This is a genomic window from Georgenia deserti, from assembly GCF_042680605.1.
Lineage (GTDB): Bacteria > Actinomycetota > Actinomycetes > Actinomycetales > Actinomycetaceae > Allobogoriella > Allobogoriella deserti.
This window is the reverse complement of record NZ_JBHUEE010000003.1, coordinates 153277-173656: the sequence shown is the minus strand read 5'-3', so window position 1 is coordinate 173656 and position 20380 is coordinate 153277. Positions and strand designations below refer to the sequence as shown.

General features: G+C 69.4%; 17 protein-coding genes and 1 pseudogene. 9 read left to right on the top strand and 9 right to left on the bottom strand.

The genetic code is table 11. From position 1 onward, the window contains the following. Positions 1-144 precede the first annotated feature (144 nt). Genes ACFSE6_RS07595 through ACFSE6_RS07585 form a run of 3 tightly spaced genes read right to left on the bottom strand, consistent with a single transcriptional unit; the run spans position 145 to position 3128 of the window. A complete protein-coding gene (locus ACFSE6_RS07595) occupies positions 145-921 on the bottom strand; it encodes a triose-phosphate isomerase (RefSeq protein WP_388004482.1) in 777 nt (258 codons plus the stop codon). A 3-nt stretch (positions 922-924) separates the two neighbouring features. Beyond that, complete coding sequence (locus ACFSE6_RS07590) at positions 925-1383, bottom strand: ribose-5-phosphate isomerase (RefSeq protein ID WP_388004479.1); 459 nt, start codon at positions 1381-1383, stop codon at positions 925-927. Positions 1384-1409: 26 nt separating this feature from the next. Next, positions 1410-3128, bottom strand: coding sequence for a dihydroxyacetone kinase family protein (locus ACFSE6_RS07585; protein ID WP_388004476.1), 1719 nt, complete (start codon positions 3126-3128; stop codon positions 1410-1412). A gap of 241 nt (positions 3129-3369) precedes the next feature. On the opposite strand from ACFSE6_RS07585, the gene ACFSE6_RS07580 reads away from it, so the two are divergent. From ACFSE6_RS07580 to ACFSE6_RS07570, 3 genes are all read left to right on the top strand, one after another. Beyond that, positions 3370-4290 carry a sugar phosphate isomerase/epimerase family protein gene (locus tag ACFSE6_RS07580; protein ID WP_388004473.1) on the top strand — a complete coding sequence of 307 codons (921 nt, stop codon included), beginning with the start codon at positions 3370-3372 and terminating at the stop codon, positions 4288-4290. Positions 4291-4349: 59 nt separating this feature from the next. Continuing rightward, positions 4350-5324 carry a 3-hydroxyacyl-CoA dehydrogenase family protein gene (locus ACFSE6_RS07575; protein ID WP_388004470.1) on the top strand — a complete coding sequence of 325 codons (975 nt, stop codon included), beginning with the start codon at positions 4350-4352 and terminating at the stop codon, positions 5322-5324. 130 nt (positions 5325-5454) lie between these two features. Beyond that, positions 5455-6873, top strand: coding sequence for a GntP family permease (locus tag ACFSE6_RS07570; RefSeq protein WP_388004467.1), 1419 nt, complete (start codon positions 5455-5457; stop codon positions 6871-6873). Positions 6874-6888: 15 nt separating this feature from the next. On the opposite strand, the gene ACFSE6_RS07565 is transcribed toward ACFSE6_RS07570, so the two are convergent. Next, entirely contained in the window at positions 6889-7557 is a 669-nt protein-coding gene (locus ACFSE6_RS07565; RefSeq protein WP_388004464.1) for a GntR family transcriptional regulator, read from the bottom strand. Between the two features lie 188 nt (positions 7558-7745). Between ACFSE6_RS07565 and ACFSE6_RS07560 the strand changes: the two genes are divergently transcribed. Genes ACFSE6_RS07560 through ACFSE6_RS07540 form a run of 5 tightly spaced genes read left to right on the top strand, consistent with a single transcriptional unit; the run spans position 7746 to position 13616 of the window. Beyond that, complete coding sequence (locus ACFSE6_RS07560; RefSeq protein WP_388004461.1) at positions 7746-9470, top strand: GH39 family glycosyl hydrolase; 1725 nt, start codon at positions 7746-7748, stop codon at positions 9468-9470. Beyond that, on the top strand, positions 9467-10315 hold the full coding sequence (locus tag ACFSE6_RS07555) for an aldo/keto reductase (RefSeq protein ID WP_388004458.1): 849 nt from the start codon (positions 9467-9469) through the stop codon (positions 10313-10315). The genes ACFSE6_RS07560 and ACFSE6_RS07555 overlap by 4 nt, the downstream gene beginning before the upstream one ends. A 15-nt stretch (positions 10316-10330) precedes the next feature. Beyond that, on the top strand, positions 10331-11308 hold the full coding sequence (locus ACFSE6_RS07550; RefSeq protein ID WP_388004455.1) for a carbohydrate ABC transporter permease: 978 nt from the start codon (positions 10331-10333) through the stop codon (positions 11306-11308). Then, a complete protein-coding gene (locus ACFSE6_RS07545; RefSeq protein WP_388004452.1) occupies positions 11305-12168 on the top strand; it encodes a carbohydrate ABC transporter permease in 864 nt (287 codons plus the stop codon). The genes ACFSE6_RS07550 and ACFSE6_RS07545 overlap by 4 nt, the downstream gene beginning before the upstream one ends. Before the next feature lie 38 nt (positions 12169-12206). Beyond that, a complete protein-coding gene (locus tag ACFSE6_RS07540) occupies positions 12207-13616 on the top strand; it encodes an ABC transporter substrate-binding protein (protein WP_388004449.1) in 1410 nt (469 codons plus the stop codon). Between the two features lie 19 nt (positions 13617-13635). On the opposite strand, the gene ACFSE6_RS07535 is transcribed toward ACFSE6_RS07540, so the two are convergent. Genes ACFSE6_RS07535 through ACFSE6_RS07525 form a run of 3 tightly spaced genes read right to left on the bottom strand, consistent with a single transcriptional unit; the run spans position 13636 to position 16633 of the window. After that, positions 13636-14907 carry a TRAP transporter large permease gene (locus ACFSE6_RS07535; RefSeq protein WP_388004446.1) on the bottom strand — a complete coding sequence of 424 codons (1272 nt, stop codon included), beginning with the start codon at positions 14905-14907 and terminating at the stop codon, positions 13636-13638. A 2-nt stretch (positions 14908-14909) separates the two neighbouring features. Next, positions 14910-15494, bottom strand: coding sequence for a TRAP transporter small permease (locus ACFSE6_RS07530; RefSeq protein WP_388004443.1), 585 nt, complete (start codon positions 15492-15494; stop codon positions 14910-14912). After that, the gene (locus ACFSE6_RS07525) at positions 15494-16633 is read right to left on the bottom strand and encodes a TRAP transporter substrate-binding protein (protein WP_388004440.1); all 1140 of its coding nucleotides are present in this window, start codon (positions 16631-16633) and stop codon (positions 15494-15496) included. Before ACFSE6_RS07525 ends, ACFSE6_RS07530 begins: the two co-directional genes overlap by 1 nt. A gap of 425 nt (positions 16634-17058) precedes the next feature. On the opposite strand from ACFSE6_RS07525, the pseudogene ACFSE6_RS07520 reads away from it, so the two are divergent. Continuing rightward, positions 17059-18156: pseudogene (locus ACFSE6_RS07520) on the top strand (endo-1,4-beta-xylanase); the annotation flags it as partial. A gap of 510 nt (positions 18157-18666) precedes the next feature. On the opposite strand, the gene ACFSE6_RS07515 reads toward ACFSE6_RS07520, so the two are convergent. Both ACFSE6_RS07515 and eda read right to left on the bottom strand, forming a co-directional pair. Next, positions 18667-19614 carry a sugar kinase gene (locus ACFSE6_RS07515; protein ID WP_388004434.1) on the bottom strand — a complete coding sequence of 316 codons (948 nt, stop codon included), beginning with the start codon at positions 19612-19614 and terminating at the stop codon, positions 18667-18669. Further along, on the bottom strand, positions 19614-20312 hold the full coding sequence (gene eda / locus ACFSE6_RS07510) for a bifunctional 4-hydroxy-2-oxoglutarate aldolase/2-dehydro-3-deoxy-phosphogluconate aldolase (protein ID WP_388004431.1): 699 nt from the start codon (positions 20310-20312) through the stop codon (positions 19614-19616). Before eda ends, ACFSE6_RS07515 begins: the two co-directional genes overlap by 1 nt. Positions 20313-20380: the final 68 nt, after the last annotated feature.

Here is a 20380-nt window from a genome sequence, read left to right as displayed (position 1 = left end):
CCACCCGCCCACCCATGCGCCGAGTGGTCATCTATGTGCCGAGTTGTCATTCCTGTGCCGACTTGTCATATCTTGACGTCGAGATACCGGCACGTGACTGACGACTCGGCACACAAGTGACGACTCGCGCCCGGGCGGGGCGGGTCAGGCCGCGGCGATCTCGAGGAGACGGCGGAAGCCGTCGAGCTCCCACGCGGTGCGGCCGACGAACAGTCCGTCGATGCCGGGGATGGCCAGCAGGTCGGCGGCGTTGTCGGTGTTGACCGAGCCGCCGTACAGCACGGCACGGACGGAGGCGCCGAACTCGGCCTGCAGGGCGGCGACCGGGTCCGCGAGGTCGGCGGGGGTCGCCGGGCGCCCTTGCTCGCCGATGGCCCAGATCGGCTCGTACGCGAGCAGGATCCGCCCCAGCTGCTCCTCCGGCAGGCCGTCGACGGCGCCGCGGACCTGATCGAGGATGAATCCGGCCGAACCGCCGGCGTCGTGAACCTCGAGCGGTTCACCGATGCACAGCAGCGGAGTCAGGTCGTGCCGGAGCGTCGCGGCGACCTTCAACCGGGTGGTTTCCACCGTCTCGCCGAAGTGTTCACGGCGCTCCGAGTGACCGATCTCGATCAGCTGCGCTCCGGCGTCGGCGGCCTGCGGGACCGAGACCTCGCCGGTCCACGCACCGGCATCCTCCCAGTGTGCGTTCTGCGCCCCGAGCAGGACCGGTGAGTTCTCGCCGAGCAACTCCCGGACGGTGGTCAGGGCGGTCAGCGGCGGGATGACGAACGGCTGGATGCCGCTCATCAATTCCGGCCGTTCGGCCAACGTCGCCAGGACGCCGGCCGTCCACTCCCTGGCCTCGGCCAGGGTCTTGTTCATCTTCCAGCTCGTGCCGATCCAGACCGGCCGGGAGGTCGCCGTTCCCTCCGGCACGCCTCAGATGCCCTCGTAGGCGCAGATGGCGTCGACCTTGGGGCCGGAGGACGAGGTCGGGTCGAACTCCAGGCCGAGCCATTCCTTGACGAGTGTGCGCGCGAGCTCGAGGCCCACCACGCGCTCACCCATGCACAGCACCTGGGCGTTGTTGGACAGCACCGAGCGCTGCACGGAGTAGATGTCGTGAGCGGTCACCGCGCGCACGCCCTTGACCTTGTTGGCGGAGATGGCGACGCCGAGTCCGGTGCCGCAGATGAGCAGGGCGCGGTCCGCCTCACCGGCTGCGACTTTCTCCGCCGCGGCGATGGCGACATTCGGGTAGTAGGTGCCGTCGTCGGTGCCGACGACCCCGACGTCGGTCACCTCCTCGACCCGCTCGTCCTTCTCGAGGTCCTGCTTGAGGGCCTCCTTGTAGTTGAAGCCGGCGTTGTCACCGCCGACGACGATGCGTAGTCCCATGGTGGATCTCTCCTCGTTCCTCGTGGTCAGTGGTCGCCGAGATGCTCGGCGAGCGCGGTCATGAGCAGCGAGAAGGACAGCGCGCCCGGGTCGGGCGTGCCGAGGCTCTTCTCGCCCAGTACGCGGGAGCGGCCGAGGCGGGCGGTCAGCTCCTTCGTCTTCTCGGCGCCCTCGCGCGCGGCCGCCGCTGCGGCGGCGAGGGAGGCGGGCAGGTCACCGGACCGGTCGAACTCCGTCTGCAGGGTCTGCGCGAACGGCGTGGCCGCGTCGATCATCGTCTTGTCGCCGACCTCGGCCCCGCCGAGGCGGCGCACCGCCTCGACCGCAGCCACGATCGCGACGACCTGACGCGCGTCGTCGGCTCCGCCGTCGTCGTCCAGGGCTCCGCCGGCCGCCGTGAGCGCGGCGCCCCACAGGGCGCCGGACGTGCCACCGGCCGATTCGGACCACGCGGTCCCGGCGTGGACCAGCAGCGTGCGGGCTCCGGCGCCCCGCTCAAGCGCCGCGCGTCCGGCCTGGACGGCACCGTGCGAGCCGTACACCATGCCCTGGCCGTGGTCCCCGTCTCCGGCCACCGCGTCGATGCGCCCGAGCTCGTCCTCCTGATCGCTGCAGACCTTCTCGAACAGCTCCAGGACGCCCTGGAGCTTCCCGGCGAGCTCGCGCGAGTCTGCGCCGGCGTCCGGGACCTCGTCCTCGCCGGCCTCCCAGATGCTCGTACGCTCTCTCCGTTGTCCGGGAACGAGGGACTCAGGGCTGCGCCGGTATGCGGGGGTGTCCGCCGGTGCGAGCCAGTACTTCTCGAGCTCGTCGTCGAGGAAGACCAGCGTGAGGGACAGGCCGGCCATATCGAGGCTGGTGACGAACTCACCGACCTCTGGCACCACGGGGGTCAGGCCCGCCTGCTCGAGGCGTTCGGCAACCCGACCGTAGACGACGAACAGCTCCTCGTACTTCACCGTCCCCAACCCGTTGAGCAGGACGGCGACCCGGCCGGACCGGTCTTGCGGGGCGTCTTCCATGATTCCGTCGACCAGCAGGTCGGCGACCTCGTCCGCACGTCCCATCGGCACGTCCCGGACCCCGGGCTCGCCGTGGATCCCCAGACCGATCGCCATCTGGCCGCCGGTGACGTGGAACAGCGGCTCGTCGGCGCCGGGCAGCGTGCAACCGTCGAATGCGAGGCCGAAGGACCGGGTCGCGTCGTTCGCCTTCCAGGCCACGCGCTCCGCCTCGTCGATGTCGGCGCCGGCCTCGATGGCGGCACCGGCGATCTTGAAGACCGGCAGGTCACCAGCGATGCCCCGCCGCTCCCGGTGGTTGTCCGGGCTGTTCGAGGCGATGTCGTCGCTGACCTTGACGATGCGGACGTCGATGCCCTCCGCGCGCAGCTTCTCCGCAGCGGCACCGAAATGCAGGACGTCGCCGGCGTAGTTGCCGAAGCCGAGGATCACCCCGCCGCCGTTCTCGGCGTTGCGGGCCACGGAGTACACCTGGGAGGACGACGGCGAGGAGAAGATGTTCCCGCACGGTGCGCCGTGCCCGATGCCCGGGCCGACCCACCCGGCGAAGGCGGGGTAGTGGCCGGACCCGCCACCGATGACCAGCGCCGGCTGGCCCGCGGGCGTCTCGGTGGAACGCACGACGCCGCCGTGCACGGCGCTCACGTACTGCGGGTGGGCCGCGACGAACCCGCGCAGGGCGTCGGTGGCGAACTCGGTGGCGGTGTTGATCAGGTAGGTCATCGCTCGCTCGTTCCTCGGTCATCGTCGGCCGGTGCCCGTCGCGCCCGGACGGTTCGTGCCTGCCGTGCTCGGTTCGGTTCCGACGGTAGCGGGCCGCCGGCGGCGCGGGCGCCGAGACCCCGACCGGCATAACACACGCGCGGCGGAGTTTGTGCCCGCGGTGACCGGTCGGCGCCCACGTTGACGTACGCTCGCCCCGAGCCAATATCGTATAGGCAACCGACTGAGACGAAGGACGTGGATGTTCACCGCAGAGAGCTGGCCGATCGCCTGCAACATGCTGCCGTTCGGCCCCACCGCCCCGGACGGCACCCCCATCGCGGAAGCGCCGGCCTCCGTGTGGGCCGCTCAGATGCGCCAGGTGCGCGAGCTCGGCTTCGACCACATCGACCCCACCGACGCCTGGGTCCCCCTGGGCAAGCTGTCCGACGCCCGCGTCAAGGAGTTCCAGGCGGTCCTGGCCGACGAGGGCCTGGCCGTCTCCTCGATCTCCATGACGCGCAACAGCGTCGTCGACGTCGAGCACGGTGAGGAGAACCTGCGTACCGCGCACCGCCTCATCGACCTCGCGCCCGAGTTCGGTGCCACGGTGGTCAACACCGGCTTCATGCAGGCCGTGACGCCCGAGCAGCAGAAGGCCCTGTGGTTCTGGCTGGTCGACGGCCACGTGGACGACCCGGAGCTGCGACCGCTCGCCATCGAGCGCACCCGCGAGCTCGGCGAGCATGCGCAGCGGAACGGCATCCAGCTCAGCCTCGAGATGTACGAGGACACCTACGTCGGCACGCCCGACGACGCCGTCGAGTTCGTCACCGACGTCGCCCACCCCGCCGTCGGCCTCAACCCCGACCTCGGCAACCTCATCCGGCTGCACCGGCCGATGCCGCCGTACCAGGAGATGTTCGAGAAGGTCCTCCCGCACTCGAACTTCTGGCACATCAAGAACTACATGCGCGACGAGGATCCCCGTACCGGTTCGTACGCGTCGGCGCCGATGCCGTTGAAGTACGGCGTCATCAACTACCGTGCCGTGATCCGCCGCGCGCTCGAGCTCGGTTACTCCGGCCCGTTCTGCTGCGAGCACTACGGCAGCGACTCCATCGGCGTGTGCGCCGAGAACAAGGACTACATCCGCCAGGTGCTGACCTCCGCCCTGCGCTGAGGCACGGGCCCGCACCGAGACATCCAGGCCGGCACAGCCGGCGGACCGAGGAGCCACGAATGAGCAGGACCATCTCCACCGTCACCATTGTCGGTGCCGGGTACATGGGCGGCGGGATCGCCCAGAGCCTCGCACTGGCCGACTTCCACGTCGAGATCGTCGACGTCGACGTCGAGGCCTCCGTCAAGGGGCTCGAGCGCCTGCTGGCCGAGGCGCAGGACTTCGAGGACCAGGGCCTGTACGAGCCCGGCTCGACCGAGAAGATCCGCGGCAACCTCACGGCGGGCCGCACGCTCGCCGAGGCCGTCGCCGACGTCGACTTCATCGAGGAGGCCGTTTTCGAGCGGCCCGACGTCAAGCAGAACGTCCTCGCCGAGATCTGCAAGCACGCCCGCCCGGACGCCATCATCGGCACCAACACCTCCACCATCCCGGTGCATGTGCTGGCCCCGGCGGTGACGAACCCGGAGCGGTTCCTCACCGTCCACTTCTCCAACCCGGCGCCGTTCATCCCCGGCGTGGAGCTGGTCGCCGGTGAGGCGACGACGCCGGACGTCGTCGAGGCGGTCAAGGACCTGCTGGCTCGTGCGGGTCGGGAGGGTGCTCAGGTCGCCGACACCCCGGGCATGGTCCTCAACCGTCTGCAGTACGCGCTGCTGAAGGAGGCGACCTCCGTCGTCGAGGAGGGCGTGGCCACCGTTGAGGACGTGGACACGATCGTGCGGACCACGTTCGGGTTCCGGCTCGGATTCTTCGGCCCGTTCGCCATCGCCGACCAGGCCGGCCTGGACGTGTACGAGAACTGCTTCCGTACGTTCGAGGAGGCCTTCGGCGAGCGCCTGTCCACCCCGCAGATGATCTCCGACGCCGTCGCCGCCGACCGTAAGGGCGTCAAGAACGGCAAGGGCATCACCGGCGACTTCGACGACGAGACCAAGGCCGAGCTCATCGCGTACCGCAACCGGGCGTACAAGCGGATGAGTGACCTGCTCCGTGAGCTCGGCCCGGCCCCGAAGGGCAAGCCCAGCGCCTGACCCCGCCCCACCCGCCCGCCGAGCTCCGGTCGCTCCGGTCGTCCTGCCACGCCGCGTCGCGGCGCCGCAGTGCGTCCGGGTGCCGGGCATCCGGCGGGCGGGTCCACACCCACGCCCTCAAAGGTGAATCATGAACGGCATCCTTCTGTCCGCCGAGGACAGCGTCACGCTGGCCGAACGGCCCGCCGGCGCACTCGTCGCCATCGCGGTCGCCGCGATCGCGGTCCTGCTCTTCCTCATCATCAAGGTCCGTCTGCACGCGTTCTTCGCCCTCACCGTCGTCAGTCTCGTGACGGCGCTGGCGGCCGGGATCGACGTCGCGGACGTGGTCACGGTCGTCGTCGACGGGTTCTCCTCGACGGTGGGCAGCGTGGCGCTCCTGGTCGGCTTCGGGGCGGTGCTCGGCCGGCTTGTCGAGGTCTCCGGCGGCGCACAGGTCCTCTCGGACAAGATGCTCGCCACCTTCGGGGAACGGCGCGCGCCCCTGGCGCTCGCGGTGGCGTCGCTGTTCTACGCCTTCCCGATCTTCCTCGACGCCGGCTTCATCGTCATGCTGCCGATCATCTACACGGTGGCACGGCGCCTGGGCGGCTCGTTCATGCTCTATGTACTGCCGTCCATCGGCGCGTTCCTCATGATGCACGCCCTGACCCCGCCGCATCCTGGCCCGACGGCGGCCGCGACCGTCATGGGGGCCGACATCGGGCTGGTCGTCTTCGTCGCCCTGCTGGTCGGGCTTCCGACGTGGTACCTCGCCGGCTACCGACTCAGCCTGGTCATCTCCCGCCGGTACCCGAACCTCCCGGTGCCGAACCTGCTCGGTGAGCCGGAGGTCACCGAGGAGAGCGAGCGTCCCGGTTTCGGCACGGTCGTGCTGTGCCTGCTGCTACCGCTGATCCTCATCTTCTTCAACACGCTGCTCAGCACGATGAACGAGACCGGTTCGGTGGGGGATGAGAACGTCTTCTACCGCCTCTCCGAGCTGATCGGCGCGACCCCGATCGCGCTGCTGATCTCGGCCATGGCCGCGATGTACCTGCTCTACGTCCGGCCCCGCCGCGGACGGTCCCTCGGCGGTGTGCTGGAGGACCTGGTGGACAAGGCTCTGGCGCCGGTCTGCTCCATCATCCTCATCACCGGTGCCGGTGGCGCCTTCGGCAGTGTGCTGACCGAGACCGGGATCGGCTCGATGTTCGCCGAGAGCCTCGACGCCATGGGGCTGCCGGTCATCCTCGCCGGATTCCTCGTCGCGATCGCGTTCCGCGTGGCGCAGGGATCGGCGACGGTCGCCGCGACGACCTCCGGCTCGATCATGGCGCCGGCCGTGGCCGACCTGGGCCTGTCGGGCGTGGGGCTGGCGGCGATCGTCGTGGCGATCACCGCGGGTTCGATCACCTTCTCGCACGTCAACGACTCCGGATTCTGGCTCATCGGCCGCTTCTGCGGGTTCGACACCGTGACCACCCTCAAGACGTGGTCCGTCATCGGCACCGCTATCGGATTCATGGCGTTCGCGCTGAGCTGGGTGGTCTACGCCGTCGCCGCGTAGGCACGACACCCCGGCTCAGCGTTCGGGAAGCTCGAGCTGGCGCAGCCGGGAGTAGGCGCCGCTCATGTGCTTCTCGACGGCCACCCGCGCGGCGGCGGGATCGCCGGAAGCGAGCACGGTCCGCAGCTCGTGATGCTCGGGATAGCCGACCGTCGGGAAGTCGGGGAAGTTGATGTTGCGCGTGATGAGGAAGAACGAGACCTGGCTGCGTATCGACGTCCACACCCGGCGCAGGCGCGCGTGGTCCGCCGCCTCGTAGATGACGTCGTGGAAGGCGAGGTCCAGACGTGCCGCCTCCTGCGGCTCGACGGTCCCCGACGTCTGCTTCATCGCATCGAGGACGTGGTCCATCTCGGCGACGTGGTCCGCCGTCAGCCGGGTGGTGGCGCGTTCGCCGGCCAGCGCCTCGATCGCGGCCCGCAGCGTGTGCACCTCCTCGACGTCCTGCCGGGTCAGGACGCTGACGAACGCTCCCCGGTGGCGCTTGATCTCGACCTGGCCCTCGGCCTCGAGCAGTGCTAGGGCCTCTCGGACCGGGCCCCGGCTGACGTCGAGCTGCTGGGCGAGGTCGGCCTCGCGCAGGTGCTCGCCGGGCCGGAGCTCTCCGGTCGCCATCTTCGCGCGCAGCACGCGGACCACGTAGTCGCTCAGCGACGTGCGTGGCGGGAGGGCGTCGAGTGTCATGCGTCGGCTCCTTCGGGCCGCGCTCGGGCCCTGTGCTCGGTCGGTGCTCATCCCCATGGTGCCGCCCCGGGCAGCTCGCGGCACGGCAATCGCGGCAACGGATTGCAGAGCATATATCGTTGACAATCTGCAATCGGCCCCACTAGCGTCGCCTGCACTGTCACCGAGGACGAGAGGCGCACGAGGTCGTGAGCGTAGGAAGCGACGTCAACCCCGGGATCGGCATCGACGAATCGCCGTTCCCGAAGAATGCTCCGAGCGATCCGACGGCACCGCACGTGCGGACGGCCCACGTCCGCGTGGACGCCGGCGCTGACCTGGGTGAGCTCACCAGGCTGTGGGAGTCGATCGGCTACGACGAGTTCAACTGGACGTACACACCGACCGGACGCCGGTTGCTCGGCACCTTCGGTGAGATGACCTCGACCGGGTTCCACGTGCGTCCGCACTACGTCTTCTGCTCGGGCAGCGGATTCGCGATCCCGCACTGGGGCAACGGGAACGTCTACCACGAGGGTCCGGACGGTCAGCCCGCCTACGACTTCACGATGGTCGACCAGGCCTACGACGCGATCGTCGAGGCCGGCCACCATGTGCTCGTCGAGCTCGCCTTCACGCCCCGCGATCTCCTGCCGGAGGAGGCGGCCGAGCTGACCGTGACCCCCAGCCCGACCGTCTACAGCAACTACGAGGCCGGCGCGTGGGCGTATCCGCCGCGCGACTACGAGCGGTGGGGCGATCTGGTCCGCGCCCACGTGCGCCACTGCCGGGAGCGCTACGGCGACGACGAGGTCGGCACGTGGCTGTGGGAGTTGTGGAACGAGCCGGACATCTTCTACTGGCGCGGTACGCCGCAGCAGTTCTACGAGCTCTACTCCGTCACGGCTGCCGCGGTACGCGACGCCATGCCCGCGGCGAAGGTCGGCGGCCCGGCGGTGACCGGCGCCGGTGTGGAGTTCCTGCGCGGTTTCCTGCAGCACGCCCGGGACCACGGCGACCCGCTCGACTTCGTCTCCTTCCATACGAAGGGGTCGGCGTTCACGCCGTGGCGGGTGTACGGGCCCACCGGCGGTGAGGCACCGGAGCAGCAGAGTCCCTCGAGCACCAAGATGCTCTTCGAGGTCCGGCGAATGCTGCGCGTGATGGGCGAGTTCGCCGAATACCGGGACCTGCCCGCCATCGTCGACGAGTGCGACGCCGGCGTCCCCGCGCACTACAGCGCCTACGACAACGCCAACTTCGGCTTCCAGAACACCGAGTACTACCCGGTCTTCCAGGTCAAGCTCATGAAGAAGTTGCTCGACGTGAACGACAGCGAACCCGCCCGCGTCGCCGAGGCGACGTCATGGAGCTTCTACTTCGAGGCCGAACGCTACTTCGAGGGAACTCGCGCCTTCCTCACCGCCGGCGGCGTCGAGAAGCCGCTGCTCAACGGGTACCGCGCCCTCGCGCACCTCGGCCGGACGCGTGTGGGCGCCGTCTCCGACGCCGCTCAGGAGATCCCGCCGCTGGACGACACCTCGGGGGCCAGCATGGCCGAGGAGGTCGACACCCTTGCGGCGCGCTCGGACGACGGCGCCGTGTCCGTCCTCGTCTGGCGCCACACCGACGACCAGTACCGCTCGGACGACGTCGACGCCGACGTGACGGTGAGCGTCGCCGGCCTCACGGGTCGGTACCGGCTGCGCCACCTGCGCATCGACGCGGAGCACTCGAACGCCCACACGGTCTGGAAGCGGCTCGGGTCCCCACAGGTGCCCAGCGAGGAGGAACTGGCGCTGATCCGGTCCCGGCAGGGCCTTGAGGAGTACGAGCCGTCGCGGACGGTCACGGCGTCGGACGGTGCCGTGGACCTCAGGGTCCGGCTTCCGCTCCCGTCCGTGTCCCTGCTCGTCCTGGAGCCGCTCTCATGAGCGCGGGCACCGTCGACTTCCGGGTCATGCTGCCGGGTGACGTGGCGATCCCGCAGGTCGGGCTAGGGGTGTTCCAGGTTCCGCCGGACGAGGCGCAGGACGTCGTCGAACGGGCACTGGAGATCGGCTACCGGCACATCGACACGGCCGCGGCGTACGTCAACGAGACCGGTGTCGGTGCCGCGATCCGGGCCTCCGGGATCCCGCGCGAGGAACTGTTCGTCACCTCGAAACTGCGCAACGGCGATCAGGGCCTGGACACCGCGCGCCGAGCGTACGAGGACAGCTGCCGGCGTCTGGGTGTCGACGCGCTCGATCTGTACCTCATCCACTGGCCGAACCCGGCCGCCGGGCTCTGGCAGGAGAGCTGGCGCGCCCTCGAGCGCCTGCATCGTGAGCAGGCCGTCCGCGCCGTCGGCGTCTCGAACTTCCTGCCGCACCACCTCGAGGAGCTGGCCGGATTCGCCGAGCAGTTGCCCGCGGTGAACCAGGTCGAGGTGCATCCGACCTTCCAGCAGCGAGACGTCACGGCGTGGTGCCGTGAGCACGGTGTCGTCGTCGAGGCGTATTCACCGCTCGGCCAGGCGGCCGACCTCCAGGACGAGACGGTCGGGCGGATCGCAGCAGAGTTGTCGGTCACCCCGGCACAGGTCATCCTCCGCTGGCACCTGCACAAGGGCCACGTGGTGATCCCCAAGAGTGTCTCGACCACGCGGATGGCGAGCAACGCGGACCTGACCGGCTTCGCGCTGGACCCCGATCAGATCCGTGCCCTCGACGCTCTCGAGCGCGGCAACCGCACCGGGAACGACCCGAACACCTTCGCCCTCAGCCAGATTCGCTGACCAGGAGGCAGCTCGATGACGAGCTCAGCTGTCATAGACGCCCCGACCCGCCCGGACCCGACGTCCGCGGCCGTCACGCGTCCGGGCTACCGCAAGCGGCTACGTCGCCGGAACCTGTGGATCTACGCGTTCCTGCTTCCGACGATCGTCCTCTACGGCCTGTACACGCTCTACCCGATCGTGGCGAGCTACTGGTACTCGCTCGTGGAATGGAACGGCTTCAACGACGACCAGACCTTCGTCGGCATCAGCAATTTCCAGGCGGTCGTCTCCGATCCCCTGTTCTGGTCCGCGGTGCGCATCACCGTCGTGTTCATGCTCATCGTCGCGCCGCTGCGGGTCTTCGGCGCATTCTTCATCGCGATCCTGCTCAATTCGCCGCGGTTGCCGTTCTCGGGCTTCTTCCGCACCGCGTTCTTCCTGCCGGTGGTGACGACGACGGCGATCGTCGGTGTGGTCATGCGGTTCGTCTTCGACCCGGCGAACGGGCCGACCGCCGCCGTCGCGCGGTTCCTCGGCCTGGGGCCGATCGACCTGCTGGGGGACTCCGGGACGGCACTGGCGACGGCCGCCGTGGTCTATGTCTGGAAGTTCTTCGGGATCACGATGATCTATTGGCTGGCGGCCCTGCAGACGATCCCCCGGGATCTGTACGAGGCGGCCCGGATCGACGGGGCGCGTGGCTTCCAGATCTTCCGGTACATCACCCTGCCGATGTTGCTGCCCTTTCTCCTGATCATCTCGGTGCTGACCATCGAGGACTGCTTCCACGCCTTCGATCTGATGCAGACCATGACGGCCGGTGGCCCCTTCTACAGCACCGAGATCATCGAGATCTACATCTACCGATGGGCATTCGCGGCCACGATCCCCCAACTCGGATTCGCGTCGGCCGCCGCCGTTCTCTTCGGTGTGCTCGTGCTGATCGTCGTCGCTCTGCAGCTGTGGGGGATGTCCGTCTCGCGCCGGATGCGGAAGGGAGTCGACTCGTGAGCCATTCCGTCGCCGTGGCGACACGCTCGGCACGGACCCGGCGCGTGGGCTGGTGGCTGCTCGTGGCCGTGCTTGTCGCCGTCGTCCTGCTGTGGGTGTTCCCCTTCATCTGGATGGTCTCCGCCTCGTTGAAGTCTCCGGCCGAGATCTTCGCGGGCGGGCTGAGCCTGATCCCGGAGTCGCCGGTGTGGGAGAACTACCGGCGGGCATGGGTGGACGGCAGCTTCAACACGTACCTGCTCAACACCGTGATCATCACCGTGGCCACCACCGTCATCGTCGTGGTCCGGTGCGCCCTGGCGGGCTACGTGCTCGGCCGCTACCGTTTCCCGGGCTCGCGGCTCATCCTCGGCATCCTGCTGGCCACGCTGTTCGTGCCGACCGGTTACACGATCATCCCGGTGGTGAAACTGTCGATGCAGCTCGGCCTGCTGCAGAGCCACATGGGCATGATCCTGGCGCTGGCCGGTGCCTCGAACGTCGCGTCGATCCTCATCTACGCCGGCTACTTCCGCGGCCTGCCGAACGAGCTCGAGGAGGCGGCGATCGTCGACGGCGCCGGGTTCGCGCGCACGTTCGCAAGGATCATGCTGCCGCTGTCCATGCCGGTGACGGCGACGGTCTCGATCCTGACCTTCTTGTTCACCTGGAACGCCTTCCTACTCCCGCTGGTGTTCTCGTTCAGCAATCCGGACCTGCGCACGGTCAGCGTCGGGATGCAGGCCTTCGTCGGTGAGAACTCGACCGACTGGTCGGGCATGGCGGCGGCAGGAGTGATCTCGCTGGTGCCGATCGTCGTGCTGTTCGCGTTCATGCAGAAGTACTTCGTCGAAGGCATCGCCGGCGCGGTGAAGTCATGACCGGCGATCGAGGCGCAGCTTTCGGGAGGGGAAGGCCCATGACACTGTCACGCCGACGGTTTCTCGGTGGACTCGGAGCCCTCACGGTGGCCGGCGGGCTGGCCGCGTGCTCGGGTGATGCCGGCGCCGACGAGCGACGCCGCGAGCTGCTGTGGTGGGACCACTTCGGGGGGCTGCAGGACCTGCACGTGCAGTGGGCGCAGGACGAGGGGCAGCGCCTCGGGAAGCCGATCGAGTACACCTACAACGAACCCGCGCAGGCGACGGAGGCGCTGCAGCTGGCCAACCAGAGCAGCCAGATGCCGGACGTGTTCTCCAACATCCTGGGCCTGCCGCTGTCCGCTCTGGTCGAAGCCGGGTGGCTGCATGCCATCGACCTGTCGGACGAGGCTCGCGCCCGGTTGCCCGAGGGCACGCTGGTCGAGGGCGTCTCGATGCTGGACGGCGCGCTGTACGGCCTCCCGGTGCTCACCGACAGGCAGTACTGGGCGTGCACCTGGTACAACGCGGACATCGCCGAGGAGGTCGGATTCGGCCCGCCGCACAGCTACGACGAGTTCCGGGAGGCGCTGCGGGCGATCGCCCGTGACGGCCGGTACGCCCCGCTCACTCTTGCCATGGGCAACGCGGACCGCATGCGCGAGCAGGTGGACGACCTGGCCCAGGCCGGTGGCTTCCCCGGATACGAAGGACTGCGGTACGACACCGGCGAGTACCAGTACGACCACGACGCCTACCTCAATGCGATCGAACTGCTGAAGGAGATCTCGCAGAACGGGTGGCTGCTACCGGGGACCGCCTCACTGCAGATCCCCGACGCCCGCGGACGCTGGGCCGCGGGCAACATCGGCTTCTTCATCGACGGCCCGTGGGCGCCGGGCGGAGTGCGCAACCTCAACGAGGCGTTCCTGCCGAAGATGGCGGTGGCCGGCGAACTCACGCCCGAGGGGGAGGACCTCGTCATCACGCGCGGGGCGCCGGCTCCGACCTGGTTCATCGGCGGCACGACGCCGAACCCCGACCTGGCCAGCCGGCTCGCCGACTCCTTCACGACCGACGAGTACCAGGCGAGCCTGGCCGAGGCCATGGACCAGCCACCACTCAACCTCGACATCGTCGCCGACGCCGACGTCATCGAGCCCTACGCGTGGTTGGCGGAAGATTTCTCCCGCCGGGTGTTCCGCGCTCCCGAACCGCAGGTACGCAATCCGGACGTGGCCCACGCGCTGGCGAACACCATGCCGGTCGCCCCGCACCTGGGCGACATCATCCAGGGCTATCTCGGTGGTGACATCACGGACCTGCGCGGCCAGCTGCGCCAGCTCAACGACGCGTTCTCCGACAGCCTGGACAGCGCCATCGCGAGCGCAGGGACGAGCGGTGTCGCGGTCGACCGCTCGGACTGGGAGTTCCCCGACTGGGTTCGCGGCGAGGACTACACGTACTGAGCGCGGGCGGGGGGCGACGTCAGCCCATCGTGCCGGGAAGCCACAGCACCGCCTGCGGGAACAGGATGAGGACGGCCACCACCGCGAGGAGCGTCACGTAGAACGGGATGAGCGCACGGACGAGCCCTTCCATCCGGACCCCGCCGACGCCGCAGCCGACGTAGAGCACCGTGCCGACGGGCGGCGTCACCAGCCCGATCCCGAGAACGAACGACATCAGCACACCGAAGTAGACCGGGTCGACTCCGACGGCGGCGACGACGGGGGTCATGATCGGCGCGAGGATCAGCATCGCCGGGGTCAGGTCCATGACAACGCCGACCGCGACGAGGAGCACGACCATGACGCCGAGGATGACGTAGGGATTCGTGGAGACCCCGCTGGCCGTCTCGACGAGCTCCTGCGGCACGCGGGCCGTGGTCAGCAGCCAGGCGACGATCATGGCCATCGCCAGCATGAACAGCACCATGCCGGTGGTCCGCGCCGTCCGGATGAGCATCCCGACGAGTGCCCGTGGCTTGAGCTCGCGATAGATCACCATCGCGACGAACAGCGCGTAGAACGCCGAGACGACGGCGGCCTCGGTGGGGGTGAAGACCCCGCCGAGGATGCCGCCGACCACGATCACCGGTAGCAGCAGCGTCCAGGCCGCACGGCGCAACGCGGTCAACAACCCCGTGACGCGGAACGACTGGCGCATGTCGTGACTCGCACGCAGGGCCACCACCCCGGTCGCCACCATGAGCGCGACGCCTACCAGGACGCCGGGGATCAGACCGGCGATGAACAGCCTCGAGATCGAGGTCTCGGTGACGATCCCGTACAGGATCAACGGGATCGACGGCGGGATCAGTAGGCCAATCACGGACGAGGACACGGTGATCGCCGTCGCGAGGTTGCCGGTGTAACCCTGACGCTTCATCGCCGGGATCATCATGCCGCCGACGGCCGAGGTGTCCGCGACGGCCGAGCCGCTGATCCCGCCGAAGAACATCGAGGCCGCGACGTTGACCTGACCCAGCCCGCCGGGGACGAACCCGACGATCGCCTGTGCGAGCTCGACGAGTCGGCGCGCCAGGCCACCGTGGGTCATGATCTCGCCGACGAGGATGAAGAACGGGATGGCAAGCAGCGGGAAGCTGTTGACGCCGCGGATCGCCTGTTCGACGACGACAGCGGCGCTGACGTCCATCAGGAACATCATGGCGACGGCGGCCAACCCCAGCGAGAAGGAGATCGGCAGCCCGATGAGGATCCCGGCGAGCAGGATCCCCAGGAACACCCAGAGCACCCTCACACCTCCCGCGTGGTCGCGAGCCGCACGAGGCGGTAGAGGGACATGAGCATCATGAGGGCCGCCGCGACCGGAACGGCCGCATTGATGAGGTTGAACGGCACTCGCAGCAGCGCGGTGGCGCCGAAGGTGGTGCCCATCACCAGCAGCGCTCCCCACAGCAGGACGCCGAGAATCGCCAGGACGACGATCTCCCGCACCGCGGCCGCCATGAGTTGCACCGGCTTCGGTGCCTTCTCCACGAAGTAGGCGACCGCAATGTGCTCTTGCCGAAAGTGTGCGAGCGCGGCCCCGAGGAAGATCAGCCAGACGAACATCGCCCGGGCCGCCTCGTCCGACCAGGCGATCGAGCTGCTGAGGACGTAGCGGCCGAAGATGTTCGCCCCCACCACCACGAGCATCAGCGCGAGCAGCGCCGCGAGGAGCGCGTTGATCAGCAGGTCGCCGTACCGGAAAAGCCTCGGCAGATCGCGCTGGCGGACCGGTCCGTGCTCCGAGCGGGCGTCAGCTCCCTCCGCGCGGTCGTCTGCGGCGGGGTCCCCGGAGAACGCAGACCCCGCCGAACGCTGGGGCGAGGAGGACATCACTCGCCCTCGGCGACGGAACGAACCTCGTCGATCAGCTCCTCACCGATCTGCGGCGCCCACCGGTCATAGACCGGCGCGGTGGCCTCGCGGAAGGCGTCGAGTTGGTCCTCGTCGAGGACGTTGACCTCGGCCCCGCTCGCCTCGAACTGGTCACGCGCCCAGGAGTCCATCTCGCGTGCGACCTGACGCTGATATTCGCTCGTGGCGTCGGACGCCTCCTGAATGAGGTCCTGGTACGCCGGGTCCAGGCCGTTGTAGAACTCTTCGCCGATCATGAACAGGAACGGCGTGTACACGTGCCGGGTCTCGGACCCGTAGTCCTGGACCTCCCAGAAGTTGGAGGTGTAGTTGGTGACCCACGGGTTCTCCTGGCCGGAGACCACTCCCTGCTCGAGGGCGCTGAAGACCTCGCCGAAGGCCATCGTCGTCGGGTTGGCACCGAGCTGCTCCCAGATCGTCACCTGGATCTCGTTCTCCATGACCCGGACATCCAGGCCCTGCACGTCCTCGGGGCTCTCGATCGGGCCGTCGTTGTTCGTCACCTGGCGGAACCCGTTCTCGCCCCAGGCGAGCGCGAGCATGCCGGACCCCTCGAACTCGGCGAGCATCTCGTCGCCGACCTCGCTGTCGAAGATCCGGTCCGCGGCGTCGGTGTCCGGGACGAGGAAGGGCAGGTCGAAGACGCCGAGCTCGGGCACGAACGAGACCGCGGGCGACGTCGACGGATACGTCATCTCGAGCGTGCCGCTGCGCAGTCCACTCATCATCTCCAGGTCATCCCCGACCTGGCTGTCCGGGAACAGGTCGACCGTCAGCCGTCCGTCGGTGCACTCGGAGAGGTAGTCGCCGAAGTACTGGACGGCGCGTCCTTGCGGAGAGTCCTCGGCGAGACCGATGCCGAACTTGATGGTGTGCTCGGCGAGGTCATCTCCGTCGAGAACCTCGCAGTCGATCTCCGGCGGCGGCGACAGCTCCGGCTCACCGCTGTCCTGCGCCGTCTCCTCGCCACCTCCCTCATCATCGCCGGCAGCGGCCTCGCCGCCGAAGTCTCCGCTGCAGCTCGCGATGAGCAGACTGGTGGCGGCGAACGACGTTCCGAGCCACGTCATCCTCCGGGGGCGGGTGTGCGTCCTCATCTTCGTCCTCACTCCTCGGTCTGTACCGGTGGGTGGAGGAGCGCCGCGCGGATTCGCGCCAACTCTGCCTCCTTGCAGGGTCCCTGGACGGTGCCAGGCCGCTACATGCTATAGCCTCACCACCCCGTCGGATATCAGAACGGGGTCGGCGTCCGCGAGGCCCGTGTTCCCGGACCCGACGTATATCCGATTGACTCTTTCGTATAGACGTGACTAGCGTCACAGTCGGGCGATGGCGACCACGGGCGGAGCGAGCCGGTTGTCGGCCCGCCCGAGCCCGAGGCGTTGACGGTCTCGGGGCGGCGCCAGGCGCGTCAGACGTCGTGCGCCGTGGGACGGCGCGCCCTCGATCGCCCGGCGAGGTATCGACCGCGGCGCGAACCAGAGAGGAAACAACGATGTTCCGAATGGCACGACGACTTCCCATGGCGATGGCCGCCATGGCGTTGCTCGTGGGTGGGACGGCGGCCCCGGCCGGGGCCGACCCGGAGCCGGCTGACGGTGCGGGATCCGAGGCGGGATCCGAGGCGTTCCCCATCTACGGCGAGGACAAGTTCCTCGGTAGCGTCAGTCAGTTCGACCATCCGATGTTCCCCGACCTCTTCAATCAGGTCGCGCCGGAGAACGCCGGCAAGTGGGGCGTCGTGGCCGGTGCCACGCGTGCGGCCCCCAGACGGTGGGAGCAACTCGACGAGATCTACGCGTTCGCCCAGCAGAACGATATGCCGTTCCGATTCCACAACCTCCTCTGGGGCAACCAGCAGCCCACGTGGATGAAAGACCTCGAGCCCGAGGAGCAACTGGCCGAGATCGAGGACTGGTTCGCCGCGGTCGCCGAACGCTATCCGGACATCGAATGGCTCGAGGTGGTCAACGAGCCCACCTGGGACCCGCCGGACTGTGCCGATCCGAAGAACGAGGGCGACCTGTGCGAGGACGCCGGCGACTACCTGCAGGCCCTCGGTGGCTACAACGGCACCGACGGCACCGGATGGGACTGGATCCTCAACGCGTTCCGCCTCGCCCGCGAGTACTTCCCGGACACCAAGCTCATGATCAACGACGTGCTGATCACGAACTCGCCGGAGGCGACGTCGGACTACCTGGAGATCATCGAGGTGCTGCAGGAGGAGGACCTCGTCGACGGGATCGGCCTCCAGGGACACGCACACGTGACCACCGAGGGCGTCCCCGGCCCCACCGTGTGGCGGCGCGATTGGGCGCCGGAGGAGGACATGGCGGTCCATACGGCGAACCTCGACCGGCTCGCGGCGACCGGCCTGCCGATCCAGATCACCGAACTGGACCTCGACGGCGTCGAGCGTGACGGGGTGCCCGGTGACGAGGTCCAGCTCGCGGACTACCGGCGGGTCTTCCCCGCCTTCTGGGAGCATCCGGGCGTCGAGGGGATCACGCTGTGGGGTTGGCGCGAGCCCTACCACTGGAGGAACGATCAGGGCGCCGCGATCGTCGATGCCGAGGACGAGCTCCGGCCGGCCGCACGCTGGCTGTTCGACTACGTCCGCGGGATCGCGCCGGTCGTCCGGCAGGGCCAGGAGTTCGTCCTCGGCGACGGCGTGGCGAATCACGTCGGCACCGTCGAGGCGGACGACTGGGCCTCGGAGATCGGCCGGGCGGACCTGCGTACCTTCACGTGGGAGATCACCGGCGGTACGGGCGCTGAGGCGTTCACCATCGACTCCGGCACCGGCGAGCTGAGCGTCGACCCGCGCGAGCTCGAACCGCGCGTCTCGGAGTACTCACTCACCGTGCATGTCGACGACGGGTTCCACACCTCCCACGAGGTCGACCTGACGGTCACGGTTCCGCCCGTGATCAGCATCTGCCACAAGGGTCAGGACATCGAGATCGACCGGGCGGGCCTGCACGGCCATGCCCGGATCCCGGGAACCATGATCGGGGCGTGCGGCCCGGCGTGACCTGACCGGCGCGTGCCGAGCCACGGTCCGAGTGCCGCCGGCGGGTTCCCTCCGCGGAGACCACATCCTCACGAGGAGGGGCCGTCGGCGGTCTCAGTCCCGCACGTGCGGACCGTGACCGGGCCGGTTGTCGTGCGGAGAGCCGAGGACCCAGGCGGCCAGCGAGTGGCCCATCGCCAGGCGGTCGGTGGCGGCGTCGCCGCGCAGTAGCGCGATGAGGTAGCCGGCACCGAACGCGTCACCGGCGCCGACCGGCTCGACCACGTCGACGCGGCGGGCCGGCAGGCGCGTGAGGATCTCGCCGCCCGCCCCGGCCGTGCGATCCACCTCGACCGCCTCGACATCGCCGTCCTTGACCACCACCCGCCCGGCGCCCGGGAACAGTGCGGCGATGTCCTCCGCGGCCGGGGTTTGCCACAGGGTCTCCGCCTCGTCGCGGCCGACGAGCACCACGTCCGCACGATCGGCGAGCGGCCGCAGCGTCCTGGCGGCCTCCTCGGCCGGCCACAGGGCGGGCCGGTAGTTGACGTCGAAGGAGACCCCGGCGCCGCTGTGCGCGGCCGCGTCGAGCACCGCCGGCAGCAGGGCGCGACAGGACGGTGACAGGGCCGGTGTGATGCCCGAGACGTGGACCCAGCGCGCGGTCCGCACCGGCCACCCGGCTACATGCTCCGGACCGAGGCGGGAGGCGGCGGATCCGCGCCGGTAGTAGTAGACGCCGGCTCCCGGGTCTTTGACGTAGACGGCGGTGTTCGCCTCCGGATCGCGGCTCACCCACCGGGTGTCGATGCCGGTGGCCTCCAGCGCGGCGAGGATCCGGTCACCGAGCGGGTCGGCCCCCAGGGCGGAGACCCACGCCGTGGCCAGGCCCATCTCCGCCAGGTACTGCGCGAGGTTCGACTCCGCACCGCCGGGGGTGATGGTGAACATCTCCGCACCGGCGACCGGCCGGGCGTCGGCCGGAGTGACCATCGCCATGGTCTCCCCGATGCACAGCACCTCCGGGGTGGGGCGGGCATTCGCGCCGTCCGCCGTCGTCATCACCGTGCCTCCGCCGCGGCGGCGACGGCCGCCGCCGTCAACGACTCGATCCGCGCGGTCTCCCGCGCTCGCACGGCGTCGGCCGGAACCATCCACGACCCACCCGCCGCGACCACGGCCGGCAGGGACAGGTAGTCGCTCACGTTGCTCTCGTTGACGCCGCCGGTCGGGACGAAACGCATCTGGGGGAAGGGTGCGGAGAGCGCCTTGATCGCGGCCGCACCCCCGGATGCCTCGGCCGGGAAGAACTTCACCGTGCGCAGGCCCATGGCGAGCGCGGCCTGGACCTCGCTCGCCGTCGCGGTGCCGGGCAGCGCCAGCACGCCGTGCGCGCGACACCGCTCCACCACCTCACGGCTCAGGCCCGGGGACACGACGAACCGCGCTCCCGCCTCGACCGCGGCGTCGACCTGCTCGGGGCTGACCACCGTGCCGGCGCCGACGAGCAGCTCGTGACCGTCGTCCGTGCGTAGGCCCTCCGCCACCATGGCGCGGATCGCCTCGGCGGCGGCCGGTGTCCGGAACGTCACCTCCGCCACCGGGAGTCCGCCGGCGAGGAGCCCGCGCGCGAGCGGGACGGCGTCGGCGGCGTCCTCGACCGCGACGACGGGCACCAGGCGGAGTTCGGCCAGCCGGTCGAGCAGTGCGGCGTGCTGGTCGGGGATCTCGGCGTCGAGCTGACCCTGGTCGCCGTGCATCTGTCCTCCTCCTCGCGGTCGAGCCGGTGCGGCCCGCAACACGGTAGCGCCCTCGCGAACCGACGGGT

What these genes read in the sequence shown, in the direction of transcription:
- ACFSE6_RS07575 (WP_388004470.1), top strand. Translation starts at nt 4,350, where the DNA reads ATGAGCAGGACCATCTCCACCGTCACCATTGTCGGTGCCGGGTACATG.
- ACFSE6_RS07565 (WP_388004464.1), bottom strand. Translation starts at nt 7,557, where the DNA reads ATGACACTCGACGCCCTCCCGCCACGCACGTCGCTGAGCGACTACGTG.
- ACFSE6_RS07525 (WP_388004440.1), bottom strand. Translation starts at nt 16,633, where the DNA reads ATGAGGACGCACACCCGCCCCCGGAGGATGACGTGGCTCGGAACGTCG.
- eda (WP_388004431.1), bottom strand. Translation starts at nt 20,312, where the DNA reads ATGCACGGCGACCAGGGTCAGCTCGACGCCGAGATCCCCGACCAGCAC.
- ACFSE6_RS07590 (WP_388004479.1), bottom strand. Translation starts at nt 1,383, where the DNA reads ATGGGACTACGCATCGTCGTCGGCGGTGACAACGCCGGCTTCAACTAC.
- ACFSE6_RS07585 (WP_388004476.1), bottom strand. Translation starts at nt 3,128, where the DNA reads ATGACCTACCTGATCAACACCGCCACCGAGTTCGCCACCGACGCCCTG.
- ACFSE6_RS07550 (WP_388004455.1), top strand. Translation starts at nt 10,331, where the DNA reads ATGACGAGCTCAGCTGTCATAGACGCCCCGACCCGCCCGGACCCGACG.
- ACFSE6_RS07530 (WP_388004443.1), bottom strand. Translation starts at nt 15,494, where the DNA reads ATGTCCTCCTCGCCCCAGCGTTCGGCGGGGTCTGCGTTCTCCGGGGAC.
- ACFSE6_RS07540 (WP_388004449.1), top strand. Translation starts at nt 12,207, where the DNA reads ATGACACTGTCACGCCGACGGTTTCTCGGTGGACTCGGAGCCCTCACG.
- ACFSE6_RS07570 (WP_388004467.1), top strand. Translation starts at nt 5,455, where the DNA reads ATGAACGGCATCCTTCTGTCCGCCGAGGACAGCGTCACGCTGGCCGAA.
- ACFSE6_RS07555 (WP_388004458.1), top strand. Translation starts at nt 9,467, where the DNA reads ATGAGCGCGGGCACCGTCGACTTCCGGGTCATGCTGCCGGGTGACGTG.
- ACFSE6_RS07515 (WP_388004434.1), bottom strand. Translation starts at nt 19,614, where the DNA reads ATGACGACGGCGGACGGCGCGAATGCCCGCCCCACCCCGGAGGTGCTG.
- ACFSE6_RS07580 (WP_388004473.1), top strand. Translation starts at nt 3,370, where the DNA reads ATGTTCACCGCAGAGAGCTGGCCGATCGCCTGCAACATGCTGCCGTTC.